At 61.3% G+C, this 24881-nt stretch carries 25 protein-coding genes; 13 read left to right on the top strand and 12 right to left on the bottom strand.

The genetic code is table 11. The annotated features are described in order from the left end of the window. The first annotated feature begins 140 nt into the window (after positions 1–140). The 4 genes from FGU65_RS09115 (at position 141) to FGU65_RS09100 (ending at position 3905) form a co-directional block, all read left to right on the top strand. A complete protein-coding gene (locus tag FGU65_RS09115) occupies positions 141–569 on the top strand; it encodes a 30S ribosomal protein S12 (protein WP_301664140.1) in 429 nt (142 codons plus the stop codon). A 6-nt stretch (positions 570–575) separates the two neighbouring features. Beyond that, entirely contained in the window at positions 576–1160 is a 585-nt protein-coding gene (locus FGU65_RS09110; protein ID WP_301664139.1) for a 30S ribosomal protein S7, read from the top strand. 34 nt (positions 1161–1194) lie between these two features. Then, positions 1195–3387 carry an elongation factor EF-2 gene (locus FGU65_RS09105; RefSeq protein WP_301664138.1) on the top strand — a complete coding sequence of 731 codons (2193 nt, stop codon included), beginning with the start codon at positions 1195–1197 and terminating at the stop codon, positions 3385–3387. A gap of 167 nt (positions 3388–3554) precedes the next feature. Beyond that, complete coding sequence (locus tag FGU65_RS09100) at positions 3555–3905, top strand: hypothetical protein (RefSeq protein WP_301664137.1); 351 nt, start codon at positions 3555–3557, stop codon at positions 3903–3905. A gap of 374 nt (positions 3906–4279) precedes the next feature. On the opposite strand, the gene FGU65_RS09095 is transcribed toward FGU65_RS09100, so the two are convergent. The 4 genes from FGU65_RS09095 to FGU65_RS09080 form a co-directional block, all read right to left on the bottom strand. Continuing rightward, the gene (locus FGU65_RS09095) at positions 4280–4840 is read right to left on the bottom strand and encodes a hypothetical protein (protein WP_301664136.1); all 561 of its coding nucleotides are present in this window, start codon (positions 4838–4840) and stop codon (positions 4280–4282) included. A gap of 89 nt (positions 4841–4929) precedes the next feature. Continuing rightward, the gene (locus FGU65_RS09090; protein WP_301664135.1) at positions 4930–5997 is read right to left on the bottom strand and encodes an AI-2E family transporter; all 1068 of its coding nucleotides are present in this window, start codon (positions 5995–5997) and stop codon (positions 4930–4932) included. A gap of 118 nt (positions 5998–6115) precedes the next feature. After that, on the bottom strand, positions 6116–6574 hold the full coding sequence (locus tag FGU65_RS09085) for a protease inhibitor I42 family protein (protein WP_301664134.1): 459 nt from the start codon (positions 6572–6574) through the stop codon (positions 6116–6118). A gap of 55 nt (positions 6575–6629) precedes the next feature. Beyond that, positions 6630–7211 carry a class I SAM-dependent methyltransferase gene (locus FGU65_RS09080; protein ID WP_301664133.1) on the bottom strand — a complete coding sequence of 194 codons (582 nt, stop codon included), beginning with the start codon at positions 7209–7211 and terminating at the stop codon, positions 6630–6632. Between the two features lie 131 nt (positions 7212–7342). On the opposite strand from FGU65_RS09080, the gene FGU65_RS09075 reads away from it, so the two are divergent. From FGU65_RS09075 to FGU65_RS09065, 3 genes are read left to right on the top strand one after another with little or no spacing between them, the layout of a single operon-like run. Beyond that, on the top strand, positions 7343–8590 hold the full coding sequence (locus FGU65_RS09075; RefSeq protein WP_301664132.1) for a COG1361 S-layer family protein: 1248 nt from the start codon (positions 7343–7345) through the stop codon (positions 8588–8590). 9 nt (positions 8591–8599) lie between these two features. Continuing rightward, on the top strand, positions 8600–9802 hold the full coding sequence (locus FGU65_RS09070) for an ABC transporter permease (RefSeq protein ID WP_301664131.1): 1203 nt from the start codon (positions 8600–8602) through the stop codon (positions 9800–9802). A gap of 5 nt (positions 9803–9807) precedes the next feature. Continuing rightward, positions 9808–10497 (top strand): ABC transporter ATP-binding protein, encoded by a 690-nt coding sequence (locus FGU65_RS09065; protein ID WP_301664130.1) that lies wholly within the window; start codon positions 9808–9810, stop codon positions 10495–10497. A 16-nt stretch (positions 10498–10513) separates the two neighbouring features. Here FGU65_RS09065 and FGU65_RS09060 read toward each other — a convergent pair whose 3' ends face one another. After that, on the bottom strand, positions 10514–11107 hold the full coding sequence (locus tag FGU65_RS09060) for a hypothetical protein (protein WP_301664129.1): 594 nt from the start codon (positions 11105–11107) through the stop codon (positions 10514–10516). 170 nt (positions 11108–11277) lie between these two features. On the opposite strand from FGU65_RS09060, the gene FGU65_RS09055 reads away from it, so the two are divergent. Next, a complete protein-coding gene (locus FGU65_RS09055) occupies positions 11278–11454 on the top strand; it encodes a DUF1059 domain-containing protein (RefSeq protein WP_301664256.1) in 177 nt (58 codons plus the stop codon). Between the two features lie 679 nt (positions 11455–12133). After that, positions 12134–12334: a hypothetical protein gene (locus FGU65_RS09050; protein WP_301664128.1), complete on the top strand. Its 201-nt coding sequence runs from the start codon at positions 12134–12136 to the stop codon at positions 12332–12334. Between the two features lie 33 nt (positions 12335–12367). Here the strand turns inward: FGU65_RS09050 and FGU65_RS09045 are convergent, their stop codons facing one another. Then, complete coding sequence (locus FGU65_RS09045; protein WP_301664255.1) at positions 12368–12565, bottom strand: MTH865 family protein; 198 nt, start codon at positions 12563–12565, stop codon at positions 12368–12370. A 332-nt stretch (positions 12566–12897) separates the two neighbouring features. Here FGU65_RS09045 and FGU65_RS09040 point away from each other — a divergent pair, with 332 nt between their 5' ends. Further along, entirely contained in the window at positions 12898–13650 is a 753-nt protein-coding gene (locus tag FGU65_RS09040; RefSeq protein ID WP_301664127.1) for a winged helix-turn-helix domain-containing protein, read from the top strand. A gap of 59 nt (positions 13651–13709) precedes the next feature. Next, a complete protein-coding gene (locus FGU65_RS09035) occupies positions 13710–14348 on the top strand; it encodes a 2'-5' RNA ligase family protein (RefSeq protein WP_301664125.1) in 639 nt (212 codons plus the stop codon). Between the two features lie 20 nt (positions 14349–14368). Here the strand turns inward: FGU65_RS09035 and FGU65_RS09030 are convergent, their stop codons facing one another. The 4 genes from FGU65_RS09030 to FGU65_RS09015 form a co-directional block, all read right to left on the bottom strand. Next, complete coding sequence (locus tag FGU65_RS09030; protein WP_301664124.1) at positions 14369–14683, bottom strand: hypothetical protein; 315 nt, start codon at positions 14681–14683, stop codon at positions 14369–14371. 45 nt (positions 14684–14728) lie between these two features. Next, on the bottom strand, positions 14729–16090 hold the full coding sequence (locus tag FGU65_RS09025) for a hypothetical protein (protein ID WP_301664123.1): 1362 nt from the start codon (positions 16088–16090) through the stop codon (positions 14729–14731). A 136-nt stretch (positions 16091–16226) separates the two neighbouring features. Then, the gene (locus FGU65_RS09020; protein ID WP_301664122.1) at positions 16227–16643 is read right to left on the bottom strand and encodes a hypothetical protein; all 417 of its coding nucleotides are present in this window, start codon (positions 16641–16643) and stop codon (positions 16227–16229) included. 77 nt (positions 16644–16720) lie between these two features. Then, the gene (locus tag FGU65_RS09015; RefSeq protein WP_301664121.1) at positions 16721–19771 is read right to left on the bottom strand and encodes a PKD domain-containing protein; all 3051 of its coding nucleotides are present in this window, start codon (positions 19769–19771) and stop codon (positions 16721–16723) included. Between the two features lie 300 nt (positions 19772–20071). Between FGU65_RS09015 and FGU65_RS09010 the strand changes: the two genes are divergently transcribed. Beyond that, on the top strand, positions 20072–20554 hold the full coding sequence (locus tag FGU65_RS09010; RefSeq protein WP_301664120.1) for an SRPBCC domain-containing protein: 483 nt from the start codon (positions 20072–20074) through the stop codon (positions 20552–20554). 84 nt (positions 20555–20638) lie between these two features. After that, positions 20639–21475, top strand: a complete 837-nt coding sequence (locus tag FGU65_RS09005) for an MBL fold metallo-hydrolase (protein ID WP_301664119.1) — start codon at positions 20639–20641, stop codon at positions 21473–21475. Positions 21476–21481: 6 nt separating this feature from the next. Here the strand turns inward: FGU65_RS09005 and FGU65_RS09000 are convergent, their stop codons facing one another. Then, positions 21482–24325 (bottom strand): M1 family metallopeptidase, encoded by a 2844-nt coding sequence (locus tag FGU65_RS09000; protein WP_301664118.1) that lies wholly within the window; start codon positions 24323–24325, stop codon positions 21482–21484. After that, positions 24322–24858 (bottom strand): HEAT repeat domain-containing protein, encoded by a 537-nt coding sequence (locus tag FGU65_RS08995; protein WP_301664117.1) that lies wholly within the window; start codon positions 24856–24858, stop codon positions 24322–24324. The genes FGU65_RS09000 and FGU65_RS08995 overlap by 4 nt, the downstream gene beginning before the upstream one ends. Positions 24859–24881 lie beyond the last annotated feature (23 nt).

Genomic DNA, 24881 nt, shown 5'->3' with positions numbered 1-24881 from the left:
ATCAGCTTCCTGCCAATTATATACGGCAAAGATCGGCGCGCCTTGGGGGTTCCACAATACATAAATCCGTGACGCGCGTTGTTTTATACCACATTGAGAGTTGTCTCTATATAAAAAATCAGCAAATCAGAGGGTATCCGATGGGAAAAGGTAAATTTGCAGCCAGAAAAATGAAGCGCGACGCCAAGAACGGGCGCTGGCATGACACGAACTATGCACGCCGCCTGATGGGGCTCGACGTTAAGTCGGACCCGCTCGAGGGAGCGCCGCAGGGTCGCGGGATCGTCCTCGAGAAGGTCGGTGTCGAGGCGAAGCAGCCGAACTCCGCTATCCGGAAGTGCGTCCGCGTACAGCTGATCAAGAACGGTCGTCAGGTCACCGCATTCGCGGTCGGCGACGGCGCCATCAACTTCATCGATGAGCACGATGAGGTCGAGATCGAGGGAATCGGCGGCAGACTGGGACGTTCCATGGGTGACATTCCCGGCGTCCGGTTCGTCGTAACAAAGGTCAATAACGTCTGTCTGCATGAAATGGTCATCGGACGCAAGGAGAAGCCGCGGAGGTAATGCGCTATGGCAGAAGAAGGTACAGAAGCAAAACAGCTGCTCTTCAACCGCTGGGATCTCTCCGAGGTTGAGGTTCACGACCTGAGTCTCGTTCGCTACGTCAACCTGCACTCCATGATCGTGCCGCACTCCTTCGGCAAACTTGCAGGCCAGCAGTTCAACAAGAGCAACATGCTGATCGTCGAGCGTCTCATCAATAAGATGATGCAGATGGAGCAGAACACCGGCAAGAAGGAGCTTGCAATCCGGATCGTCAAGGACGCTTTTGAGATCATCAACAAGCGGACCAAGAAGAACCCGGTGCAGATCCTGGTCGACGCCGTTGCGAACACCGGACCTCGCGAGGAGAGCGTCCGCCTGAAGTACGGCGGTATCAACGTCCCGAAGTCCGTCGACACCGCTCCCCAGCGGCGTGTCGATGCCTCGCTCCGGTTCATCACGACCGGTGTGTATCAGGCGAGCCACAAGAAGAAGAAGAGTGTCAGCGAAGCGCTCGCCGACGAGCTCATCTCCGCCGCAAACGGCGACACCCGTTCGTTCGCCGTCATGAAGAAGGAAGAGAAAGAGCGCATTGCAAAGGCGGCCCGCTAGAGCCCGCCATACTATACTTTTTTAGGTGCATTACATGACCCGAAGGAAGAAGATGGTAGAGAGAGTGACGGAACTGATGGACAAACCGGAGCGTATCCGGAACATCGGTATCGTCGCCCACATTGATCACGGTAAGACAACGCTTTCAGACAACCTGCTCGCAGGTGCGGGCATGATCAGCGAGGATCTCGCAGGCAAACAGCTCTTCATGGACTCCGACGAGGAAGAGCAGGCACGCGGCATCACCATCGACGCGAGCAACGTCTCGATGGTGCACACCTACGGCGGCCAGGAATTCCTCATCAACATGATCGACACTCCCGGCCACGTCGACTTCGGCGGTGACGTCACCCGCGCAATGCGTGCAGTCGACGGTGCCGTCGTCGTGGTGGACGCCGTCGAGGGCACCATGCCCCAGACCGAGACGGTGCTTCGCCAGGCGCTCAAAGAGGGTGTCCGCCCGGTGCTCTTCATCAACAAGGTCGACCGGCTTGTCAACGAGCTCAAAGTCGATCAGCAGGAGATGCAGATCCGCCTCGGCAAAGTGATCGACAAGGTCAACAAGCTGATCAAGGGCATGAACGAGAAGATGTACAACGACGGCTGGAAACTCGATGCCGCCATGGGCACCGTTGCTTTCGGCTCCGCACTCTACAACTGGGCGGTCTCCGTCCCCTTCATGCAGAAGAGCGGTGTCTCGTTCAAGGATGTCTTTGAGAAGTGCAACGCAGGCGACATGAAGTGGCTCGCAAAGAACAGCCCCCTCTCCGATGTCCTGCTCGACATGGTCGTCAAGCACCTGCCAAACCCCACCGATGCGCAGAAGCGGCGTATCCCCATCATCTGGCACGGCGACAAGGAGACGGCCGAGGGCAAGACCATGATGAACTGTGACCCGAACGGTCCCGCCGCTCTGATGGTCACCGATATCTCCTTCGACCCGCACGCGGGCGAAGTCGCCACCGGCCGTCTCTTCTCGGGGACGCTGAAGCGGGGAACCGAGCTCTATGTGATGGGTACGGCAAAGCGTGCAAACCGCCTCTCCCAGGTCGGCATCTTCATGGGCGCCGAGCGTATCGAGGTCGAGGCACTGCCCGCAGGCAATATCGCGGCAGTGACCGGCCTCAAGGACGCTATCGTCGGGTCGACCGTCTCCACGATGATGGACATCACCCCGTTCGAGGCGCTGAAGCACTACTCCGAACCGGTCATGACCGTCGCGGTCGAGGCCAAGAACATGAAGGATCTCCCCAAACTCGTCGAGGTGCTCCGGCAGGTCGGTAAGGAAGACCCGACGGTGCAGGTCTCGATCAACGAAGAGACCGGCGAACACCTGATCGCCGGTATGGGCGAGCTGCACCTTGAGATCATCACCGGCCGTATCAAGCGCGACAAGGGTGTCGAGATCATCACTTCGCCGCCGATCGTCGTCTACCGTGAGACCCCCACCCAGAAGGCCGGGCCTGTCGAAGGGAAGTCGCCGAATCGCCACAACCGGTTCTACATCGAGCTTGAGCCGATGGACCCCGCCGTCATCGACCTGATCCTGAAGGGCGAAGTCTCGATGAACCAGCAGGTCATCGAACGGCGTGACATCCTTGTTACCGCCGGCATGGACAAGGACGAGGCCAAGAATATCAAGGCTATCGAGGGCACCAACATGTTCATCGATATGACCAAGGGTATTCAGTATCTGAACGAAACGATGGAGCTTGTCCTCGACGGGTGGCGCGAAGCACTCCGGGGCGGTCCGCTCGCTGACGAGCAGGTCCAGAACCTCAAGATCAAGCTGCTGGATGTCAAGCTGCACGAGGACGCCATCCACCGCGGTCCGGCACAGGTCATCCCCGCCGTCAGAAGCGCGGTCAAGGCGGGTATCCTGTACGCAGGCGACTCACTCCTCGAGCCCGTTCAGAAGATCCAGATCACCGTCCCCACCGAGCAGATGGGGCCTGCAACGTCCCAGATCCAGGGGCGGCGCGGGCAGGTCTTCGATATGCTGAGCGAGGGCGACACCATGACAGTCATCGGCAAGGCGCCCGTCGCCGAGCTCTTCGGCTTCGCCGGCGACGTCCGCTCGGCAACCGAAGGCCGTGCAATGTGGAGCACCGAGTTCGCAGGCTTCGAGGTCGTCCCCGGCGGCATCGTCGACGAGGTCGTCAAGGGCATCCGCAAGCGCAAGGGTCTTAAGGAACAGATCCCGCGCCCCGAAGACTATCTGGCGTAACCCATACGAATACCCTCTGTTTTTCTTTTTTCGTCCTTCTGTAGCCGATATACTTCCCGCCTCCTACGGAGCCGCGGTGTCTCCCGGACATACCACCCGGTAGGAGGCGGAGATAGGCTTATATCCGGAGCGAACGATTCGGGGAGAGATATCCGGCGGTTGATACTATGACCTGGAAGTTCGGGAAGATCAAGATCAACGGCGTCAAGTGCAAGAACGACGCCTACGTGCATGTCGACGGCAGCGTCACCAAGAGGGACAAAAGCCTCTCGAAACACCTGAAAGAGGAGTACGGCCAGACGCCGCTGACCGACCGTGAACTCGTGTTTCTCCGGAACGAGGAACCGGAGGTCGTGTACGTCGGCACCGGTTTCTGCGGGCAGCTGCCGATCACCTACGCCGCCAAGCGGATCCTCGACGGCTTTGACGTGATCATGATGCCGACGTCGAAAGAACTCAAAAAGGCGCTGAAAAAAGAGAAGCGAAAGTATGCGGCCTTCCTCCACGTGACGTGCTGATACGGCGACGCGGTGTTTTTGTTCAGACCGCCGTAAACGTGAGAGGGGCGGCTCCCGGGCTTTCAGCCCCTCTCCAGCCACGGCGCTCTGGTGTTCGCCGACCGGTATAAACGTTTCCCCAGATCGTGCCGCCGTAGCCTGCTTCGGAAGGAGAGGGAAGGAAAAGCCCATCCCCGCACGATAATCGTCTCCCTCGCCGAATACGCCAAAGCCAAAGGTCTTGCTCACCTGCAGGATGACGACATGGTGACACTCGGCACCCCCTCTGTTCGGAATTCAGGACAGCGTCAACGCATCAAGAGGAAGCATCCCTACCATAAAGTATGCGCTACAAAGCGGAGCTGAGCAGCGAAGAGCAGAAAAAGATTATGGGACTACCGACGCTGGAACCATGCCATATAGACGAACAGAGAGATACCGAGCGCGCCGATAGCAGCGAGGGGTGAGAGCGGAATCTGCGTCGTCGGCGTCGCCGTGGTCTCTGCCGGTGTCGCGGGTGTCGCCATGGTCGTGGGCGGGCCGGTCGGCGTTGCGGTCACCGGCTGCATCGTCACGGTGGGCGGTGCCTGCACAAAGATAATCGAGTTCTTGATGACGCCGTCTTTCGCGTTATACGGGTAGTAGCGGCCGTATGTCCCACCAAGGCTGCGGGAGTTGATCTTGACGTAGGTGTCGTCGTTCACCGGGATGACCTTGGTGACCTGCATGGCAGGGTCGTCCATCTTGTACTGCCGAAGCTCGGTGATCGGGTTGAGCGTCGACTGGTTCCGCAGGTCGACGAGTTCGAGAACAATCTCCTCCTGGCCGATCTCGATGGTATCCCCCGGTTTCACGTCGACGGGCACCGTGCTCTGCGCCGCCGCCGGCAGGGTGATGAGCATCGCCACCAGCAGCGCTGCGGCAAATGTCTTCAGGATACACCTGTGTTCAAACATGAAACTACCTCTTTTGCCCAGATATTTATGCCTGTTGGATTATTTCAGCAGGCATGACGTCCCAGTGAGATCCGGACCGGAGCGGACGGTCATTCGCCCGGCATCGCCCCTTCACCCGTACTGGTCTCCCGGTTCTCCGGCAGTGCATGCTCCGCATCAGTCACACCCTCGAGCTCCTCGACCAGCACGCGATACCCGGTGATCAGCAGCACCACGAAGAGCGGGCCGAGAACGACACCGATGAATCCCATCGCCCCGACGCCGCCGATGAACCCGAGGAGCACGAGCGCCGGACGCACGAAAATCCTCTTCTCCGCCAGCAGGGGGCGAAGGAGAAAGCCGGGAGCGACCGCAAGAAGCGGATATCCGACGAAGACGAGCAGGAAACAACCCCGGTGATCGCCGGAGGCGGCGGCATAGACGGCAAGAAAGGTGATAAGGACGAGCAGCCCGAGGACCGGGAGCAGCCGGAAGAGTGCGGTGAGAGAGGCGAAGAAGAGGACGTCGCCGTAGCCGAAGACGGCGAAGAACGGGACTGCAATGATAAATGTAACGGCGGCAGCGGCGATGTTCGGGACAACGACGGAGGAGAGCGCATCCGAGAAGGTGGTGGAAAGAGCTCGGACGCCCCGCTGCGAACGCTCCGGAAGGACTGCCGCGACCTCCCGGTAGATCCTGTCGCCCCCGAGGAGGACGCTGTAGACCGCCAGCGCGAAGACGATGATCTCCACAACCAGCAGCGGGACTTCGAAAATGAGATCCGTCAGGCTCTGCGTGAACCGGGCGGTCAGCCCGGCCGGCCAGGCGTTCGCGTCAGGGAGCATCCCCACGGCGTTCTGAGCGATGAGCGGTTCGGTCCACGCAGCGAGGGCCTCGAGCATCCGGAGAACTTCGTCGGCATTCCGGATCAGGAGATCCGCCAGAAATGCGAATGTGCCTGCGAGAACTGCAATCAGGGCGGTCGTGAGCAGAGCTGCCGAGAGCCAGGCCGGGATGCGGCGGGAGATGCTCCTGTGGAGGGGCAGCAGGAGAAGCGCAGACGCCGCGGCGACACAGAACGCCCCTGCAAGCTGCAAGAACGCAACAGCAGCCGCAATCCCGATTCCTGCGACGAGGAGGAGCGTGAGCCGATCGGCATGCTGTCCGGAATCAGCCATACGTACGATGATAAACGTCTGCTGCCGGTATAAACGCTCTGGATTGCGTCTCGAAAGCGGCTCCGCCCGAACAACGGCAGGTGTCCGGGGCTCCTACCCCACGGACAGCCGCGATGGTTTACTCGATGATCAACGTCATCTCGAACGTCGTCTCGTTTCCGGTCGCCTCTTCCCACGGCCGCTTGTAGACCGCCATGAACTCGGCCGTTCCCGTTTCGGCTGCCTCAAACTGCCAGACACGGACACCGCCGGCGCCCACAAGCTGCGTTTCGGGAGGCACAAAAGTATCGTTGACAAGGCTCAAATTGTCGGAGTAGGTCGCGTTCCACTCGTATCCGGTCGTCGGATTCTCATCGAGCCGAATGGCAAACTCGCTTCCCCGGGCGACTGTTACCGTCGTTCCATTATCATCCATGGTGAAGACCGGCTCTTCGACCGGTATGGTCGTAGCCGTAGCCGTGGTCGCCGTCGGCGTCTCGTTCACACCGGTCTCCTGCCCGGTACAACCGGCGCCCAGCAGACATCCCACAAGGAAAAGGGCTGCCATTGTGCCGTAGATTCTCTTCATCTGCGTCATGGTAGTGGATACCACCACAATGATATAAATTCTTTCTCAAACCCGGATCCCCGCGTCACTCCGGCGTTGGCAGGTCCGCCGGCTCTGCCACGATCAGATAGTGATAGATGCCCGACTCCGCCACAGACACAACCCGAAACCCGGCACACTCCATCAGGGCTACGGCCTGATCCGCGTCGAACCGTTTTGCGAGCGGCGGCCCGAGCGGCTGCGGCTCCTTCTTCCAATCCAGATCCACGACGATGCCGCCGTCCCGGATTATTTCCCGTGCATTGTGAAGTACCCGTGCGGGGTCATCGAAGTCATGCAGGTCGATGCCGAAGAAGACGACATCGGCGCAGTCTTTGCAGAGAAGGATCTCCTCGGCCGCCCCTTGATGGAGAAAGATATTCGTGAGGCCTTCTTCATGTGCCTTCGCCCGAAGCCGGTCGAGGGCGTCCGCATCGATGTCGATGCCGTATGCCCGTCCGCGAGGGCCGACGATCTTTGCTGCGGGGATGGCAAAAAAACCGTCGCCGCACCCGATATCGACGAACGTCCGGTCGAGAGTGAGGCCGATCCCGATCAGGATTGCCTCCGGGTTCTGCCATGTCCGCCGCTCTCGATCGTCATGATAGTGATGCTTCTCCCGGGTCATTTGCACCAGCGCTCCGCAAAGTCACCATTACCCGTCCCCCGTATTGAATGATTGCACCACGGCTGCGCGGCCGGGGCAAAAGGATTATATAAACAGGTGAAGTGTATCGTCCCATAGACCAGGGAGGAAGGATGAACGGACAGGGAGCATATATTCTGGCGCTGATACTTCTGGCGGCCTGCATTCCCGGCATTGCTGCCGCCGACGAACCCACGGTGCTCGTCTCCAACTACACGGTCACCCCGGACGTGCTGCAGCCGGGGGATATCGGAACCGTCACCGTCATCCTGACCAGCACCGCAACGGCTGCGAGCCGTACCGAGGCGAACGTTGAGATGGGGCCCGGGCAGACGCAGGAGACCACGACGACGAATACCCAGATCAATGCGTTCGTCGAAGACGCCACCCTGCAGGGCAACGGGGTCGACGTGCTGACCGGGAGCTTCGGGCGTGTCGGGGAGATCGGACCCGGACAGTCGATGCCCCTCACCTTCCTCTTCCGGGCGCCCGCCGAGGAGGGCATCTACTTCCCCGAAGTCTGGATCAGGGTGCGCGGGGCGACGGATCTGAAGTATCCCATACCGGTGAACGTGAACTCGCAGTATGCGCTTATCAAGAAACCGGCCATCCGGATCGAACGGAGTGTCCCGGAGAGCGTGACCCCCGGAGACCCCTTCAATCTCACGCTGGTGCTCTTCAACGACGGAGAAGCGACGGCAGGCGATGTCACCGTCAACGCGAACGCGACCACCCGGTCGATGACCGCAGCCACACCGCAGACCTATTACTTCCGGGAGATAGCGCCCGGCGAGCAGAAGACGATACCTATGCGATTTCTGACCGATACGGAGACCGAGCTCGGGCTGCAGCCCGTTCTGATCACCGTCGCCTACCGAAACGCCGACGGAAATGTCTTCCGCGAAACATCGACCGTCGGCGTGCCCATTCAGGGCAGAGCGGATCTCGGGATCGCCTCGGTCAGCACCGATCCGACCCGGATAACCGTGGGCGATCCGATCGACCTGATCATCAGGGTCGAGAACTCCGGCACCGGAGATGCAAACTCGGTCCGGGCGACGATCGACGGCCTCCCCCTGCCGGGAGGAAAAGAAGCGTTCATGGGTACCATCGAGCCCCAGAACGATGCCCCTGCGGTATTCTCCCTCGCGGCCGACGAGGCGGGTACGTTCGACTATACCCTGACAATCACGTTCACCGACGACTTCGGGACGCACACGACGGAGGAGACGCTGCAGATGACCGTCACCGAGTCGAACAATACCGTCCTCCTGATCGCCGTTCTGGTGATCGTGCTCATCGCGGCGGCGGTCGCCTTCTGGTGGTGGCGGCGGCGGCAGCAGGAAGAGGAGATCGAGTAGGAAACAGGTATGCTGGAGAATCTCAGGGTCGCATCCTTTCTGGCCTTCAAACAGGTCCAGCGGGGGAGCAAGGGCACACTCATCCTCACCATTATGATCATCGCCCTCGTCTTCGTCAACCTGGTCTTTCTTCCCTCGATCATCTCGGGGGTCATCGAGACCTTCAACACGCAGTCGATCAACTTCAACTACGGCAACCTGGTCATCGAACCCCGGGAAGGCGACCAGTACATCAGCGACGCCGACACCCTCCAGAAGAAGGTCGAGCGGATCCCCGGGATCGTCGGCACCTCGCCCCGCATCTCGACCGGGGTTACCTACTTCTACAAAGGGAGGGACGCCCGGAGCACCCTCTACGGCATCAACCCGCAGGACGAACGATCGGTGACGACGATCCACGAGAATATGGTCAGGGGAGAGTTTTTGAGCGCGGGCGATACCGACAAGATCGTGATGGGGGCGACCCTCGCCGGGACCGAGGGGGAGGCAGGGGGCGGCCTCCCGACGCTGCAGGGAGTCCAGGTCGGCGACTCGGTCGAGGTCGCGTTCCCGAATGGGGAGCGGCGGACGTTCCAGGTGAAGGGGATCTACGAGACCCAGTCCATCGGGGTCGATACCTCCGCGTTCACGACCACCGGTGCCGTGGCGCAGGTGCTGGGGCTGGAAAACCAGGCTTCGGAGATCCTGGTGAAGACCGCCGTCAACGGCCAGGAGGAGATGTACCGGACACGCCTGCTCTCGTACGGCATCCAGCAGCAGGTCTTCACCTTCCGGCAGAAGGCGGCAGGGTTCGTCGACCAGGCCATCCAGAGCTTTGAGATCATCAACGCCATCTCGACCCTGGTCAGCCTGATCATCGCCGTCGTTGTGGTCTTCATCGTCATCTTCATCAACACCGTAAACAAGCGCCGCCAGATCGGGATCTTAAAGGCGATCGGGATCGACAAGCAGATCATCATCAACTCCTACGTCCTGCAGGTGCTCTTTATCGCCACGTTGGGTGCGCTTGTCGGGATTGTCCTCACGAGCGGCGTGATCTACTATCTCACGATCAATCCCCTCGTCTTCCCGGGAGGCCCGGTCTTCCCGGTGGTCGAACCGGCCACGGTCGCACGAAGCATCGCAAGTCTCTTCGCCGTATCGATCGTCGCCGGATACATCCCTGCATGGAAGACCGCACGCGAGGATATTCTGGACGCAATTCAGAGGTGAAAACAATGATCGTTGCAGAAGAGGTCACCCGGGTCTACAGGATGGGGAAGGTCGAGGTGCGGGCACTCAAAGGTGTTTCTTTCACCATCGCAGACGGGGAGTTCGTCGGGATAACCGGTGCAAGCGGGAGCGGGAAATCAACACTGCTGCATATTCTCGGGCTTCTGGACCGGCCGACGTCGGGGAGAGTCCTCATCAACGGCCGGAACGTTCAGAAACTCTCCGACCGGCAGCAGACGCTCTTCCGGTTGAACCGGCTCGGTTACGTCTTCCAGGACTACGCCCTGATCCCGGAGCTGACCGCAATCGAGAACGTTATCGTCACCTCGCTCGCCCGGGGTGTTTCAGAGAAGGAGTATCTCAAACGGGGTGCGGAAGTCCTCCGGGAGGTCGGCCTTGGGGACCGGATCAATCACCGGCAGAGCGAGCTCTCCGGCGGGGAGCAGCAGCGGGTGGCGATAGCCCGGGCGATCGTGAATAAGCCCAGCATCCTGCTCGCCGACGAACCCTGCGCCAATCTCGACTCGGAAACCTCGAAGAGCATCCTCGATCTCTTCAAGCAGCTGAATGAGGACCTGAACCAGACGATCGTGATGGTCTCGCATGAGAAGTGGCATGAGCGCTACTTCTGCAGGATCATCGACCTCAAGGACGGGCTCATCAACAGCATGCGCGAATGCGATGCAGGCAGGTGAGCGGCGCTCGCCGGTTTTACCGTTTTTCGTCCGTAGTGATCTCGTCCCGGATCCGATGCAGGATCTCGTATACCGCATACCGCAGTTCCCGCTCGACGTCGTCCCAGGTGATCTGCTCTTTCTCCTGCCGGGTCGGTTCACGCTTTTCGCGGCAGACGGGGATCTCCAAATCCTGCTGCCGCGCGACGATCGGGCGGAGGATGCGGACGTAGCCGAGGATCAGGACAGCGAAAAAGACCACAATGGCGAGCGTCACCGACACCGACAGAACCACCGGCGAGAGGGCGATCCCGAAGAGATCGTCGGCGAGCAGAACGATGCGGAAGAGATACGCAATGATGAAGAGGCTTCCTGTGGCGGTGAAGACCGGGCCGGGAAGGTTCAGGGGGAACGGGAGCGCCCGAAAGACGGCTCCGATGAAGATGAGAAACGAGACGGTGAAGAGCAGCCAGATCGTGCTGTTCAGAAAACCCACAGCATAGTGGTATTCCGGGTCCGGGATCACGACGGCCAGAAGGTTCATCACCCCGACCAGGAGAAGGAACCCGATAATCCCGGAATACCGCACAAACAGCGTCCAGTACAGGGAGAAGTCGGACTCTTCGATCATTTCACCGCAGTATCCGCGGGCCTGGGTATTGAAGGTAACCGGCCAACCCGGATCACCGGATAGGCGGTGCCGTCGTGAACTCTGCGGATCTGTCCCGGAGCACCCGGAGAGGGATCTATCATCAATAATTATATATTATTCCCAGTATATCCAACCGACCGGTGAAGACGATGAAAGAGGTGAAGACATTCCGGTGCAAAGACCTCGGCCTCGAGTGCGAGTATGAAGAGAAAGCAGAGGGCGAGAATGAACTGATGAAGCGTATCGAGGGGCATGTCCAGACCATGCACCAGATGGACGTCCAGCAGCCGGAGACCCAGGAGAAGATACGCAAAGCGATGAAGTAACATCTCACGCGATATTTTCAGCACACTTTTAACTCTGCAGGCGGGGGGTTCCTGCCCGTCTCCTTTTCCGGTAGTGCCCTACGAAACAAATGATACTACCTTTGTTGAGATCGCATCCGGGCGTTCCCGATTGATTGCACCCCGGGGCACGGCTTTCCATTGGGTATCGCCATGACTGCCCCCGCCCCTGGGGGCGGGTGAAGTATGCGGATCTTTGCGTAAGACAGGGGAGGGGCAGACCCCTCCCCGTCGGCGCCACCCCCATGGCGATAGCCACCACGGTTCACGGCATAAGGGCATGCGTGAGAAAAAAGGCCGAACTTTGGGAACAGGCCAGGTCCGGCACCAATCCCGTCAGGGAAGCATGACGGCCGGAATAGAGTTTCACCAAAGCCCGATAACGGAAATTTTCTCCCTATGTTCTTTTTTCATGAACGCGGGTTGGCGGGTAGTGTAATTCGGTCGGATTCTCTGAGATCAAGTATCAGGTATATGCTGGAGCACTACCCCTTTTCCGGCATCAGAGAGGCGGGAACGCCGGATATGATGCGGTGCCGGCGCAAGATCTCTTCCTCCCTCTGCAATCCGGGCAGTCGGTGTACATGCCGTCGATCCGCACACATGAGCTGCATTTATACCTCTCCGGGTACAGTAGCCAGCGAACCCTTGGGGGGAATCAATGGCTGACACCGAGTGGGTCGTGACGCTGACCGTCAGAATGACCGTCCGGGGCGAGCGATCGAAGGATGAAGCAGTACAAGCCGCGATAGAGGCGATGCAGAACAGAATCAGGGACGGAGAAGAACTCTCGATGCAGGCGGTCGCACGGAGGATGACAAACCTCACCAACGAAGAACCGCTCTTTGGCATCACCTGGTAGGGGCTGTGGCGGCCGCGGAGGAGGAAAAGGGTGTTACATTCCCGCCCGGGAGAGGATGGTATCGGCCACCTGCCCGGGGCCGGTGAAAGGGAAATCCTCCGGTTTTAGGAGGCCGCCCGCTTCACCTGCGGTCATCTCCACGTCGCCCGCTCTGCAGGTTGTCGCCGCCCCGTCGGGGAATGCAGCGAGGGGTTCTTCGGGAGTCCCGATGGGAAACGTCGCACCGGTGATCCCGGCTCCGGATCTCTTCTCGAACGTTCATTCTTTTGCCTCCAGCATCCCGGCGATATCCCTGACCGCCTTTGCCAGCGAACAGTCGCCACTGTGCTTTGCACAACCGAAGCAGGCACTCTTCACTGCAGCGCAAGCGCCTGCTCTGCTTTTTCGTCCGATACGGACGTTCCGGTGTACCTCCACTCAGGCATGGTTCTCACCGATCACCCAGGGGCCAGTTAGGACAACATAGATGCCCGTCAGTAAATTACACCACGGTTTTGTGCTGCACTCTGCTCACCGTGAGCAGCACGCCCGCAATCGAACACCGTACCAGGTAAGGGAACCGGATGACCGATGGAACAGAACATCACGGCCGTGAAATCGAAGATCTCCGCTCCGAGATAGCAGGTATCAGAGGCGGGATCCGGCGATTCATCGAGCATGCGAGCGAGCAGCACATCGATACGATCCTCGGCGGGCTCCGCAGGGAGTACGCGGAGGTCTTCGCCCGGGAGCATCTCACCGACGCGGATCAGAGCCTTCGGGAGCGGGTGATACAGGAATGTCCCATGCGGGATCGATGTTACGCTGCCTTCTATGAGTTTCTCAAAAACGCTGCAGAACATATCAGAGACGGGGAGGTGAGCGAAGAAGTCATCCGGTCATACCGCGACCGTCTCGGTGCGATGCGAAAGGGAGGGAAATTCGATGACTGCTCCACCTGTTTTACCGAGACAAACCGGCTCTTTGAGAAGCAGATCGATCTGATGCGATCGCCCGGGATCTACCGGAGCAGCCAGCAGGCCTCAGGATCCATTGCAGGTCTCCCGGGCGAGGTTCTGGCCAGGGGTCTCTTCGAACCGCTTGCAAACCGGCACCGCTTCCGGATACTGCAGTCACTCTCCGTCGAAAAGCAGACATTCTCGGATCTCTCGACACTGACAGATCTCCGGGGAGGAAACCTGCTCTTTCACCTTAAGAAACTCCAGGACGCCGGGATGATCCTGCAGCGTCACGAGCGGGGAGACTCTATCATCACCGAGAAGGGTTACAAGACTCTCAAGGGCATCGGCACCCTCTGCACCACCCTGCGGTTGTAACCCCGGCCACGCTTCGCTTCCCCGCAACGCTTTTCATCATCCCGGATCTCTCTCCCTCCATGAACACGTCAACCGATACTCTTGCCGTCGATGTCGCCCTCATCCCACCGGGCCCTGTGATTGACGAAGCGATCCGAATCAACCGGGCGCTGCTCGCCGGCAACTCGGCCGGTGAGATCCGCCTCGGCCGCCAGGCCTGCATCCCGCATATCACCGTTGCGATGGCTGCCGTCAGGCGGGAGAACCTCGGTGAGGTGGAGGCGGCGGTCGGACGGATCGCCCGGCACTGCACGCCAATGACGCTGACCATCGATGCGATCGAGCACTCCGCAATCTCGACGGGCGAGCGGGTCTCGGCCTTTCACGTCCTCCGCCCGGAGATCATCCAGCTCTTCCACAAGACGGTGATGAGCACCGTCTCCCGGTACACGGTTCCGGAGGCTGCGCCGGAGATGTTTGCGGACGAGACCGTCTCCCCCTCCTCGGCCGACTGCCTTCGCGGGTTCCGGGAGCGGTCGAGCTTTGCACAGTATTCCCCGCATATCACCCTCGGTTTCGGCGAGATCGAACCGTATCTTCCCGGCCTTGACTTCCCGCTCCGGTTCGAGGCAACAAGGGTTGCAATCTGCCATCTCGGCAACCACTGCACCTGCAAAGAGATCCTCGCCGAGTTCGAACTGAAGCGAAACGGGAGATGACGCATCACAGGGTTTTTCCCCTACCACCCGCGGCTGGCCAGCCCGCGGCTTTCGTAGAGCGGGACGAAAGCTCTCCACCGCCCGTGCACGGGCGGCCGGAACCGGCGGTTGGTGACGGCAAAGCCGAGGATGCTCTCCGGCCTGTAGCACTGCAGGATCGGGCGGGCGCCGGGAGTGTGACCGATAAAAGCGACCGCCTCTCCACCGGAGAACTCGATCGCGTCCGGTTCAATCTCCAGAGCAACAATCTCACCCCCCGGCGTGCGATGGATGATCTGCACCGCGACGTGCTCTACAGCCGCCTTCACCCAGGCGTCAGGAATATCCAGAGACATCACACAGAATTTATAAAAATAGATAAATAGATTGCGGCGGGCGCCCTACAGCACCAGCACGAGCCGCACCAGCAGGATGAGGAGAACGACCAGAACGGCCGCGGCGAGCCCCAGGATCAGAGCACCGCCGATCCAGAGCACGAGAGGGTTCTGCGGGATGAGCGCTGATACCGTCTCAGCCCTCGCGAGGACGCGATCGGTCCGTGCAGCCACGTTCCGCGATGCGACGAGGGCTTCGTTCAGGTTATCGATCAGGAGTTCGAGACGGGGCTGACCCTCTGTGCGGAACCGTGCGATCGTCAGCCTCGTCTCTTCGAGTGTTCCGGGAACGACGCCGGGCTCCTCGACGGCGGCGTGCGTGAGCGACGCGATCCTCTTCTCCGCCCTGAGCCGTTCCCGCTGGTAATAGCGGTTGATACCAAGGAGCGCAGCGTGGTTCACGAGGATCGCAGATATATCAGTGCGGCGAAGGCTCCGGGCGATACGGGCACTCTTCGGCACGACCTGCACCGGATCGCCCGAGCGGGCTTCGGAAGACTCCGTCTCTCCCCCGCTTCCCGACGCCGCTCCACCGGGAAAGCCGTCCCAAGCATCGGGATGGGCATACAGGAGCTCTTCCTGCAGCCGGCTCAACGCTTTTGTGTTCTTCGCGATCAGCTGGTTGTAGAGGTCGACCGACGACCGGAGCCGGGCGAGTTCCTCCTGCTCTCCGGCAGAGAGAGCCGCAGTGTCGACCAGCCGGTACGTCCTGGCGACAAAAAGGCTCTCAAACTCCCTGAGAACTGCCTCGGATCCCTCGATGGTGTCCCGGGTTGCCCCAAGGAGGTCTTCGATCCCGGTCTGTTCCAGTGTATTGAACCGTCTGAGAACCTCTTCGACGTCATACAGACAGGCGGGGACGACACCGGGCTCCACATACAGCATCTCGTCTATGGCGCTGCGTACTATCGCAAGCCTGCGCAAAAGCAGGATATCCTCCTCTGATCCGGCTGATTCACCCGCGATGGCGTCCGGGGGGACGCCGCCCCACGCACCTGCTGCCTCCGCATCGATCCCGCGCCGGGCGAGCTCATCGAGCAGCTCCGTCTCCTTCGCCCGCAATGCCCGGAGCCGTCCGGCAGCCACATCTCCAAGGTCGGTTTCGCTGCGGGGAACCGCTCCCCGGGCTATCATGAGGCCCTCAAGCTCCCTGGCGAAGACGGAAAGGTCACCGGCGATCTGAGCCGCCGTTGCTCCAAGCGCTGCCGTCGAAGTCTCAATACCATCCGTAAGCCCTTCGACAGCAACCTCTGTCTTCCGGACCGTCATGCGTGCCTGCCGTGTAGCCTTCCAGAGACTGTACAGGCCGAAGGTGGCAGCGCCCATCACCAGGTCATCCAGCGCCGTAAGACATACCCCCCATTTCATCTTCAGGAAAATACGACCAGTGCTGGAACTGTTGATGATGATATTTATGGATTGCGAGGAAGCTGAAAGAATGAAGGGAGGGCTTCGGAGAGGGAATAACAGCATTATACAAATCAGAAACCCACATCTGACAACACTACTGCCCCGGCTCGAGCAGCAGGCCGCGGACGTAGGGCATTGGCCTTAAGACGCACCCGTAGGTCTCCTGCATTGCACTGCAGTCGATCACTTCAACGACCACGCTTTCGGGCGAGAAACCGGGGTCGTGCTCTCGGATCGTCCGGAGAAAGAGCGGCAGCGGCATGAACGGCCGGGCCGCCTCCGGGACGATCCGGAAGTCCTCAAGATCGTCCTGCAGGGTGGACGTCCGGGCAAGATGCTCGTCGAAGTAGAGGTAGACCGCAAAACCGTAGCGCTCGTGCAGGCCTGCAAGGCTGCCGAGATCGAGACGCTTCCCGGACTCAAGGCCGAGGGAGGCGAAGCGTTCCTGCGCACTCCGTCCGGGTATTTCATCGAACGCAGCCGGTGTGCCGCAAAAATACTCACGATCCATATTCAGTCACCTATCCGTGTACTTTTTCACAGTACGTACCTGCCGGAATAAAAAAGGTGTTTTCGGGAGGGAAGCGATCAGGTGCGGCCCTGGTCCTGCCCCGCCTCCTGGAGGACTTGGACAGTCTCGTTCGCCGTGTCGCTCCCGGCAGCGTTCCCGACCATCAGTGTCACGGTGTAGTTGCCGGCCTCCGTGTAGGTGTAGGTGGTGTTCGGGGAGAACGAAACGTTCCCGTCCCCAAACTCCCAGCGCCAGTCGTCGATGCTGCCGGTCGATCGGTCCAGGAAGGTCACATTGAGCGGTGCAACACCGATCATTGGTTCGGCGGAGAAGGCCGCATCGGGCGCCTCAGGCCCGGGAGTTTCGTTTCCGGTAATGTTCTCCATCACGGCCCCATCGGGCGGGAGCGCCGTGATCGTCTCGGTATCAGTCGCCTCTGCCCCGGTTGCATTGCTCACCGTCAGCGCTGCCGTATAGGTGCCGGGTGTGGTGTAGGTGTACGCTACAGGACCCTCCACCGTCGCGCTCGTTCCGTCGCCGAACATCCAGTTCCAGGTGGTCGGATCGCCGGCGACCGTCACGTTGAACGCCACGGTCAGCGGCACAGTGCCGCTCGTGCTATTTGCACTGATGCTCACGGCGAGCGGCGGGACGACCGGTGCCGGCATCTCTGCCGGGCCGGCCTCTACCGGCGGGGCGGGTAGTATGCCGTCGATGGCGTACAGGAAGATGTCCCAGTTCCCGTCACGGTCGTCCTGCCAGACGATGTAATTCCCGGAGATCGAGGGATACATCTGATCGCCCGGATCATCGGTCACCCGGGTGACCGTCCCATCCGTCCGGTCGTAGAGGAAGATATCCCAGTTCCCGTCACGGTTGTCCTGCCAGACGATGGAGTCCCCGGAGATGTCGGGGTACATCTGGTCGGAGGGATCGTCAGTTACCTGCGTCCGGTTCCCGGTCTCGAGATCGGCAGCATAAATATCCCAGCCCCCGTTCCGGTTGTCCTGCCAGACGACAGAGAGCCCGTCGATCGCCGGGAACTGCTGGTCGGCCGCATCAATGCAGACCGGCATCTCGCCGTTGCCGAGGTTCGACCAGTAGATGTCCCAGCTCCCGTTCCGGTCATCCTGCCAGACCGTCGGGCCGTCGGGGCCGCCGAAGGCAATTCCAGGGTTCTCCTGGCTGCCCACCGGCATGCCGGCAGGTGTACCGTTCCCCGGCTGCGGGGAGAGGTCTGCAACGTAGGTCGTCCAGGTGCCGCTCTGGTTATCCTGCCAGCAGACGTACTGGAAGGCGATGGACGGATTTCTCTGCTCCCCGGGAGCAGTCGTCACCGGAGAGGCTTCGCCACTGAAGGGCGAGTACCAGAAAATATCCTCATCGCCGCTCCGGTCATCCTCCCAGACGATCAGCCGCGAGATCCCCGAGACCGCCGGGTTCTCCTGGTTCGCGGGATCGGTGGTTATCTGCGTCACCGCCCCGTCCGAGAGGTTGTAGCGGAAGATGTCCCAGTTCCCGTCCCGGTTGTCCTGCCAGACCACGAGGTCGCCGGAGATGTCGGGGTACATCTGGTCCGCAGGGTCGTCGGTAACCTGCATGAAGGCGCCGGACGGCTGCTGCACCGGCTGCGTCGGTTCGGGAGTGGGCGTGACATTCGGCGTGAGTGTTGGCGTCGGTGTCACCGTCGGAGTGGCATTCGGGGTAACATTCGGCGTGAGCGTCGGTGTCGGGGTTGCAGTGGGAGTGGTGACCGGCGCCTCGGTCACCTCAAACTCCAGCACCTCCTGCCGGACGATCTCGTCCACTTCCGCCTGCATCTGCACCTGGTAGGTGCCGAGCTGGCTCGTATTGGTAAAGACTCCGGTATAGGTGCCGTTCCCGGCAGCATTCAGGAGCACCGTCTCGTTCGCGCCGTCCGGAAGGGTGAATGTCGCGTTAACGGTAGCGTTATCGATCCCCGTCGTTTCGTTCCGGATGTTTGCGGTGACGGTGACCGGATCGCCCGGCGCGTAGTCGAAGGCTCCGATGGATGCCGAGAGGTTCACCGTCGCGCTGACCGCAACCGTGCTTGAGTAGTCGACCGAGACGTTCGCCTCGCTTGCGTCGACCGCATACGACCAGTCCCCAGGAGCCGGGTTATTCACCTGGTAGATCTCGTAGGTGTCCGCCGATACGTAGGTGATATCGGGGCTTTCGGTGCCGCTCGGGCTTGCAGGGTCGAGCTCCACCCGGGTTCCGTTCGGGTAGAAGATATAGTAGTTGACCTCGGTCGTCGGGCCGATATAGGTGAACTCGACGACCTGCACCGAGGTGTCGATGTTGACCGTGTTCTGGACGGTCTGGTTCACCTGGACGGTACCGACTGAGCGTGCTACCTGGTCCTGCCCCTTGATCGTCTGTTTGATCCGGTTGTATATGTCAAGGAGCGCACTGCTCGTCGGAGCCGAGTAGTAGCGCCCGCCCGTCCTGGCCGCTATCTCTTTCATCAGCGCCTCGTCCGCAAAGTCGGTCAGGGCAACGGTGTAGACCGGCCAACCCTGCTCAACGTAGAGCGGTATCACCTCGGCGGGATCCGTTCCGGTGTTGTGCACGCCGTCGGTGAGCAGCACCGTCGCTTTGCCGTGGCCGGGCACGCCCCGCTCGGCGAGCTGATCGAAGGCAGCAAGCATTCCGCCGCCGATATTCGTTTCACCCGACGAGTCCACGCGATCGATCGCCGATTTCAGTGCCGTCCGGTTGTCCCCGACCAGGGAGAGCGGTTCGAGCAGCGTTGCTTCATGGTCGAAGTCGACGATGGCAAGCTGATCGTTATCCGCCGCCAGATCGACGAAGAGGCGGGCGGCATCTATCCGGAGATCGTCCGGGTCGGTGTTGCGCATACTGGCGGAGCTGTCGATGGCGAGGGCGACATCGACCGCACGTACCCCCTCCGCCGAAGCGGCGGTGCCGGCCGTGCCGGTGCTCACCGCAACATCGGTCGACGTGGTGACCGAGGTGTTGGTCGATACGGAGACGTCGGTCGACGACTGGTCGCCGCCGGAAATCACCGACGCTGCGGCGTTTCCCACGAGCAGGCTCAGTATACATGCAAAGATTAGAATCACTATCGGCAGTTCTGGTTTCATGACGGATACCTCCATGGCGTCCGGGTACGGGCAGGTGCAGGGCTGAATCCCCGGAGGCACCTGAGAGATACCCGGGCGGCACCCTCACCACACCCGTACCGAAGACGGTGGAGCCATATAATCGGCATTTATTATAATTATTATGGAATAAAAATTTCAAACGCATCGCATGGCCAGGATACGATGCAGAATCCAGGGAAAGTCCATGCTACTACCCTGAATGGCCTGCTGCCGGTGGCAGTACATTCTTATCGGTTCCCCGGGATGCCATGTGAAAAAATGTGAGAGGAGGTTGGGGCTATGAAGGAAATCCTATCGGATATCATCATTACCGCGTCCCCGGACGACGTGTGGGAGATCCTGACGGACTTTCCCGCCTATCCGGAGTGGAACCCGTTTGTCCGAAGCATCAGGGGCGCCCCGAAGGCAGGGGAGCGGCTTGAGGTGCATCTCCGCCCGCCAGGCCGGCGGGAGATGGTCTCCCGCCCAAAGGTTATCCGGGCGCTGAAAGGGCGCGAACTCCGGTGGACCGGCAGGCTGCTGGTGGCCGGACTCTTCGACGGCGAGCACCGGTTCACCATCGAACCGCTGGCGGACGGACAAGTCAGGTTCGTTCAGGCGGAGGTCTTCTCAGGATTCCTCGTCCCGCTGTTGCCCGGGGCGATCGCCGATACGGAGCGGGGGTTTGCGGCCATGAACCGCGCCCTGAAGGAACGGGCAGAAAGGGTTGAGGAGCATCGGCGGGCGGAAAAGGAGCCGAAGCAAGTTCCCGCACCTTATTAAGACTCTGCCATGCCTGCTTCCCGGAGAAAACCGGGTGCGTTTCAGCATGTTTTATCATCGCTCACGGAAACAACTGTGACCGTCATGCAGCTCCGTGTGCTCGTCGACAATAATGCCCTCATCGACCACTACTTCACCGCAGAGCCGGGAATCTCGCTCCATATCGAGGAGGGCGGAAAACGCATCCTCTTTGATCTCGGCTACTCCGGGATCTTCATCGAGAACGCCCGGAAGATGGGGATCGATCTCCTCCGCACCGACGACGTTGTCATCTCTCACGGCCACCTCGACCACACCTGGGGACTCGAGCCCTTCATCAGGCTGCACACCGAGGCGGCGTTCGAGCAGCTGCCCCGCACGCGCCCGACCTTCATCGCCCACCCCGACGCGTTCCTGACCCGGAGCGCCGGCGGCATCGGTGAGATCGGGTCCCACCTCTCGGTGGAGGAACTCTTCCGTCACGGATCGGTCCTCCTCACCGCATCGCCCCTCTGGCTCACGGACAATCTCGTCTTCCTCGGTCAGATCGAGCAGCGGTTCGACTTCGAGGCGGCACCGCCGATCGGTGAGGTCTATACGCACGACGGCGTGCAGGAGGATACGGTCGTCGATGACAGCGCTCTCGCCTGCAGGACAGAAGAGGGGCTCGTTGTCGTCACCGGCTGTGCGCACGCCGGGATCTGTTCGACCATCGAGCAGGCGAAAGAGGTCTGCGGAGACGACCGGGTGGTCGACGTCATCGGCGGGTTCCACCTCCTTGAGCCCTCGCCGGAGCGGCTCACCGGCACGCTTGCGTACTTCCGCGACCTCGCACCGGCTGCCGTGCACGCCTGCCACTGCACCGACCTCGCCTCCAAAATAGCGCTCGCCCGGGTGGTGAACGTGTGCGAGGTCGGCGTCGGGCTGCGGCTCGCCTGGTAAAGCGGATCAGTCCGGATCCCCGGCAAGGGCCGGAATTCGGCCATACTCTTTTTCATACGCCTGCACTGCGCTTGGCGCCCCGAGGAGGAGGCGCCTGCCGGTATTGTAGACGGAGGGGGTCTTCGCGGGATCGAGGGTAGCCAGCAGAACGGCGAGGATGCGCACCACCGGGGCGTGATACCGCTCCTCCATCCGGTCGATGAACGCGAATGCATCCAGCGCCCGGACGGTGCTGTACTCGTTTATCGGTGCGAGCCGGAGCAGTGCATCTGTCAGGAACGCCCTTCCGGCTTCGGTCTCAAGCGAGTGTTTCCGGTTCAGGGCGAACCTGGCGTAGAGCGCCCGCTGTTCATTCGCCTGCTCTATCCGGAATGCATCCGAGGCTTCGATCTGCCGGAGCAGGGAGACGATATCGGCGGCATCGCTCGCGGCGACAGTGCCGAGGAACGTCTCCCAGGCGACCAGATTCTGCCGTGACTCTGCAAGGAACTCCGTGAAGATCTCCATCCGGTCCGGCGCCGTGCTCTCCAGGTACAGCCGAAATGCGGCGATGCGATCGGTTGCAGACGTCGCCACGCTGAACTGATCCCGGAGCAGGGCGTGAACGGCGGGGGTATCAAGCGCGGCGAGCACGGCAAGAGCGGTATTCTTCACCTGCCGATGCTTGATGGCGGTGACCTCGCCCGAAAGGTCGTCGGGCGTCTCCGGCACGGATGCCGCCGCCCGATGATACGTTGCATACAGGGCATCCTCGTGCTCCCCGGCGATCGCGACGTAGAGCCGGCGCCGGGCGAACGCGAGAGCGCGGTAGCGGTAGGCATACCGCTCGTCGCTCACCGATGCGAAGATCGTCAGGAGCTGGCCGCCGGCCTCGTCCATGAGGGTGGTATCGGTGAGAAGGTCCAGAAAGAGGCGTGGAAATGCCGGATCCGGCGCAGCGCCCGGATCGTCGACCAATCCGATCGTTTCCCGGTCGGCGAGCCGCGCAAAAGCGATGAACCGGTTGACAATATCGGTCTCGGTCCGTGCCTGGAGGAGGAGCTCCGGCACCGTCGCCGTATCCTCGACCCTGCCGTAGAAGGAGTAGCCGCGGTTCAGCGAGAGGTATGCAGGCGCATCGACGTCATCGAGGACGACGACCGTATCCTCCTTAAAAATCCGAACCGTCCGCTCCGCGATCATGCTGCCGTCCGGGCGGACGATGGCGAACCGGAAGGGGAACTCCCAGAGACGCCCCGTCGGGGAACGGCTCTGGTGCAGCGCGAGCGTAAACCGCCGCACCGCGGGGTCGTACGACGGCGCTGCGGTGACGGTTGGATACCCGGTCTCCTTCAGCCAGACTTCCGCCATCCCGGCAAGATCGAGCCCCGAAACCTCCTCCATGCAGCGTATCCAGTCGGCGCGGGAGGCGTTCGCGTGGCGGTAGCGGGTATGGTAGAGGGCGAGGGCCTGCACAAACGTCTCCTTCCCAACCAGTGTCTCGATCATTCGGACGAACTCGGGTGCCTTGCTGTAGGTCACCCCGGTTATCAGTTCGTTCGGGTCGTTGAAGCCGTCCGGCTCGATCGGCATGGAGCCGGCTCCCCGGTCGAGGACAAGCGTCCCGCCCTCCGGTGCGAGCAGGCCGAGGACGGTGGCAAGGCGCGTATAGGCCTCGCCGAAGAGGAATGCGTGGTACTGTTCCTCGACATAGACGGTGGCCGCCTCGTTGAGCCAGATCTCAAACGGGCTTTCTCCCGTCACCTCCGAGCCGTTCAGGTTGTGGTAGTACTCGTGCACCTTCACCCGGATCATGTAGTCAAAAGCCGTATCGGTCATCGCCGGGAAGGGCATGATCCGGTTGGTCGTGATCGTGGTGTTCCCGACGTTCTCCATCCCGCCGAAGTCGGAGTTCTGCATCCCGATCTCCCGATAGACGGAGCCGGTATAGGCGTAGCCGGTCACGATCGTCGATGTGAGATTGACGAGGGCAACCCGACACCGTTCGAGGGCCGCGGGATCGCCCCCCGCCTCTTTCAGGCGGTCGCGCTCCCGGATGAGCCGGTAAATCTCCCGCCGGCTCTCTCCGTTCCGGTACTGTTCGGGGCCGGTGAAGAGGTGCACCCAGATGACCGCATCGGCAAGGACCTCGAGTGCCTGTCCTGCGGCGGCGGGATCGGACCCGGGCGGAACCAGCAGCTCGAGCATGAACGTGCTGCCGCCCGGGTACTCGACCTCCCGCCGGAAGGTCTCGTAGGTACCCACTCCGAGGAAAAAGAGGTAGGGAGCCATCGGCGTCCGGGTATTCAGATATCGGATAGAGCTGCGGTTCAGCCCGACGTAGATCCGGTCGCCGGCAACGTCGCCGTTCGTGATCAGATGCGAGTAGCCGCAGTCGGCGACGATCGTCGTTCTATACGTGCACTTCGCGGTCATGTCGTCAAGGCAGGGGACGAGGCGCTGGAACCCCCACTGCTGGCACTGGGTGATCTGGGTGGGCGGCGCCCCGGGCGGTGTCGCGTCGTAGTAGAGCCCTTCGAGGATATGATGCGAGGGGCGGCAGATGGTCTCCGTCTTGAGGGTGAACCGGGTGCGGGGCGGCACCGGTGAGGCGAAGGTGATCGAGAGGACGGCCGCGTCCCGGTCATAGGTAGAGGCGATGCCGTACTCGTCGCAGGTGACGTGCAGGACGTCCAGATCGCGTGCGTTCAGGTCGAGCACGGAGAGCGGGATGTCGAGTGTCTCGGCCGTCAGATGCGAAACGACGCGGGTGTGGCCATCGTAGACGTCGAACGTCAGGTCCATGTGGATCACGGCGACCGGAAGCGCCCCGAAATCGGCAGGCCGGTATTTGTAGAGAGCGTCGGTCATTCGCAGAGAGGCTCCCCGGCGATCCTGCGGAGCGCCGTCCGGGCGGCTGTCCGCACCTCCGGCTCGTCATCTTCGAGCGCTGCTTCCAGGGAAGGGACGGCACGCGCGTCGCCGATCTTGCCGAGCGCCTCGGCCGCCGCCATCCGGACGTCCTTCTTCCGCTCGGAGAGCAATGGGATAAGCCCCGGCACCGCCCGCGAATCGCCTATCTCGCCGAGCGCCCATGCCGCACCGCGCCGCACCCACCGCTCCGGATCTCTGAGAAGCGGCAGCAACGGTTCGACCGCCCGCTCGTCCTGCAGCTTCCCGAGCGCCCGGGCGACGACCCACCGGACCTCGTCCGAGGGGTCACCGAGCACCTGCACCAGCGGCTCGACGGCACGTTCATCGCCGGTCTTGCCGAGGGCTTCCGCCGCCCGCAACCGGTATGGAACGCTCTCGTCCCCGAGCTGGCGGACGAGAATCTCGAAACTCTCCTCCTGGCGCTTCTCCCTGTCGGCAAGCAATCGCTTCATGGGATGCTCATGAACCATTCTCTGACACCTGCACCAGTATA

It is taken from the genome of Methanoculleus frigidifontis, assembly GCF_030464345.1.
Lineage (GTDB): Archaea > Halobacteriota > Methanomicrobia > Methanomicrobiales > Methanoculleaceae > Methanoculleus_A > Methanoculleus_A frigidifontis.
Note: the sequence above shows the minus strand (reverse complement) of the source record. Positions and strands in the feature narration are given on the sequence as shown.

Excerpts from the sequence above, each read along its gene's own strand:
- FGU65_RS09115 (WP_301664140.1), top strand. The coding sequence starts at position 141 with ATGGGAAAAGGTAAATTTGCAGCCAGAAAAATGAAGCGCGACGCCAAG.
- FGU65_RS09110 (WP_301664139.1), top strand. The coding sequence starts at position 576 with ATGGCAGAAGAAGGTACAGAAGCAAAACAGCTGCTCTTCAACCGCTGG.
- FGU65_RS09105 (WP_301664138.1), top strand. The coding sequence starts at position 1,195 with ATGACCCGAAGGAAGAAGATGGTAGAGAGAGTGACGGAACTGATGGAC.
- FGU65_RS09100 (WP_301664137.1), top strand. The coding sequence starts at position 3,555 with ATGACCTGGAAGTTCGGGAAGATCAAGATCAACGGCGTCAAGTGCAAG.
- FGU65_RS09095 (WP_301664136.1), bottom strand. The coding sequence starts at position 4,840 with ATGTTTGAACACAGGTGTATCCTGAAGACATTTGCCGCAGCGCTGCTG.
- FGU65_RS09090 (WP_301664135.1), bottom strand. The coding sequence starts at position 5,997 with ATGGCTGATTCCGGACAGCATGCCGATCGGCTCACGCTCCTCCTCGTC.
- FGU65_RS09085 (WP_301664134.1), bottom strand. The coding sequence starts at position 6,574 with ATGACGCAGATGAAGAGAATCTACGGCACAATGGCAGCCCTTTTCCTT.
- FGU65_RS09080 (WP_301664133.1), bottom strand. The coding sequence starts at position 7,211 with ATGACCCGGGAGAAGCATCACTATCATGACGATCGAGAGCGGCGGACA.
- FGU65_RS09075 (WP_301664132.1), top strand. The coding sequence starts at position 7,343 with ATGAACGGACAGGGAGCATATATTCTGGCGCTGATACTTCTGGCGGCC.
- FGU65_RS09070 (WP_301664131.1), top strand. The coding sequence starts at position 8,600 with ATGCTGGAGAATCTCAGGGTCGCATCCTTTCTGGCCTTCAAACAGGTC.
- FGU65_RS09065 (WP_301664130.1), top strand. The coding sequence starts at position 9,808 with ATGATCGTTGCAGAAGAGGTCACCCGGGTCTACAGGATGGGGAAGGTC.
- FGU65_RS09060 (WP_301664129.1), bottom strand. The coding sequence starts at position 11,107 with ATGATCGAAGAGTCCGACTTCTCCCTGTACTGGACGCTGTTTGTGCGG.
- FGU65_RS09055 (WP_301664256.1), top strand. The coding sequence starts at position 11,278 with ATGAAAGAGGTGAAGACATTCCGGTGCAAAGACCTCGGCCTCGAGTGC.
- FGU65_RS09050 (WP_301664128.1), top strand. The coding sequence starts at position 12,134 with ATGGCTGACACCGAGTGGGTCGTGACGCTGACCGTCAGAATGACCGTC.
- FGU65_RS09040 (WP_301664127.1), top strand. The coding sequence starts at position 12,898 with ATGACCGATGGAACAGAACATCACGGCCGTGAAATCGAAGATCTCCGC.
- FGU65_RS09035 (WP_301664125.1), top strand. The coding sequence starts at position 13,710 with ATGAACACGTCAACCGATACTCTTGCCGTCGATGTCGCCCTCATCCCA.
- FGU65_RS09030 (WP_301664124.1), bottom strand. The coding sequence starts at position 14,683 with ATGTCTCTGGATATTCCTGACGCCTGGGTGAAGGCGGCTGTAGAGCAC.
- FGU65_RS09025 (WP_301664123.1), bottom strand. The coding sequence starts at position 16,090 with ATGAAATGGGGGGTATGTCTTACGGCGCTGGATGACCTGGTGATGGGC.
- FGU65_RS09020 (WP_301664122.1), bottom strand. The coding sequence starts at position 16,643 with ATGGATCGTGAGTATTTTTGCGGCACACCGGCTGCGTTCGATGAAATA.
- FGU65_RS09015 (WP_301664121.1), bottom strand. The coding sequence starts at position 19,771 with ATGAAACCAGAACTGCCGATAGTGATTCTAATCTTTGCATGTATACTG.
- FGU65_RS09010 (WP_301664120.1), top strand. The coding sequence starts at position 20,072 with ATGAAGGAAATCCTATCGGATATCATCATTACCGCGTCCCCGGACGAC.
- FGU65_RS09005 (WP_301664119.1), top strand. The coding sequence starts at position 20,639 with ATGCAGCTCCGTGTGCTCGTCGACAATAATGCCCTCATCGACCACTAC.
- FGU65_RS09000 (WP_301664118.1), bottom strand. The coding sequence starts at position 24,325 with ATGACCGACGCTCTCTACAAATACCGGCCTGCCGATTTCGGGGCGCTT.
- FGU65_RS08995 (WP_301664117.1), bottom strand. The coding sequence starts at position 24,858 with ATGGTTCATGAGCATCCCATGAAGCGATTGCTTGCCGACAGGGAGAAG.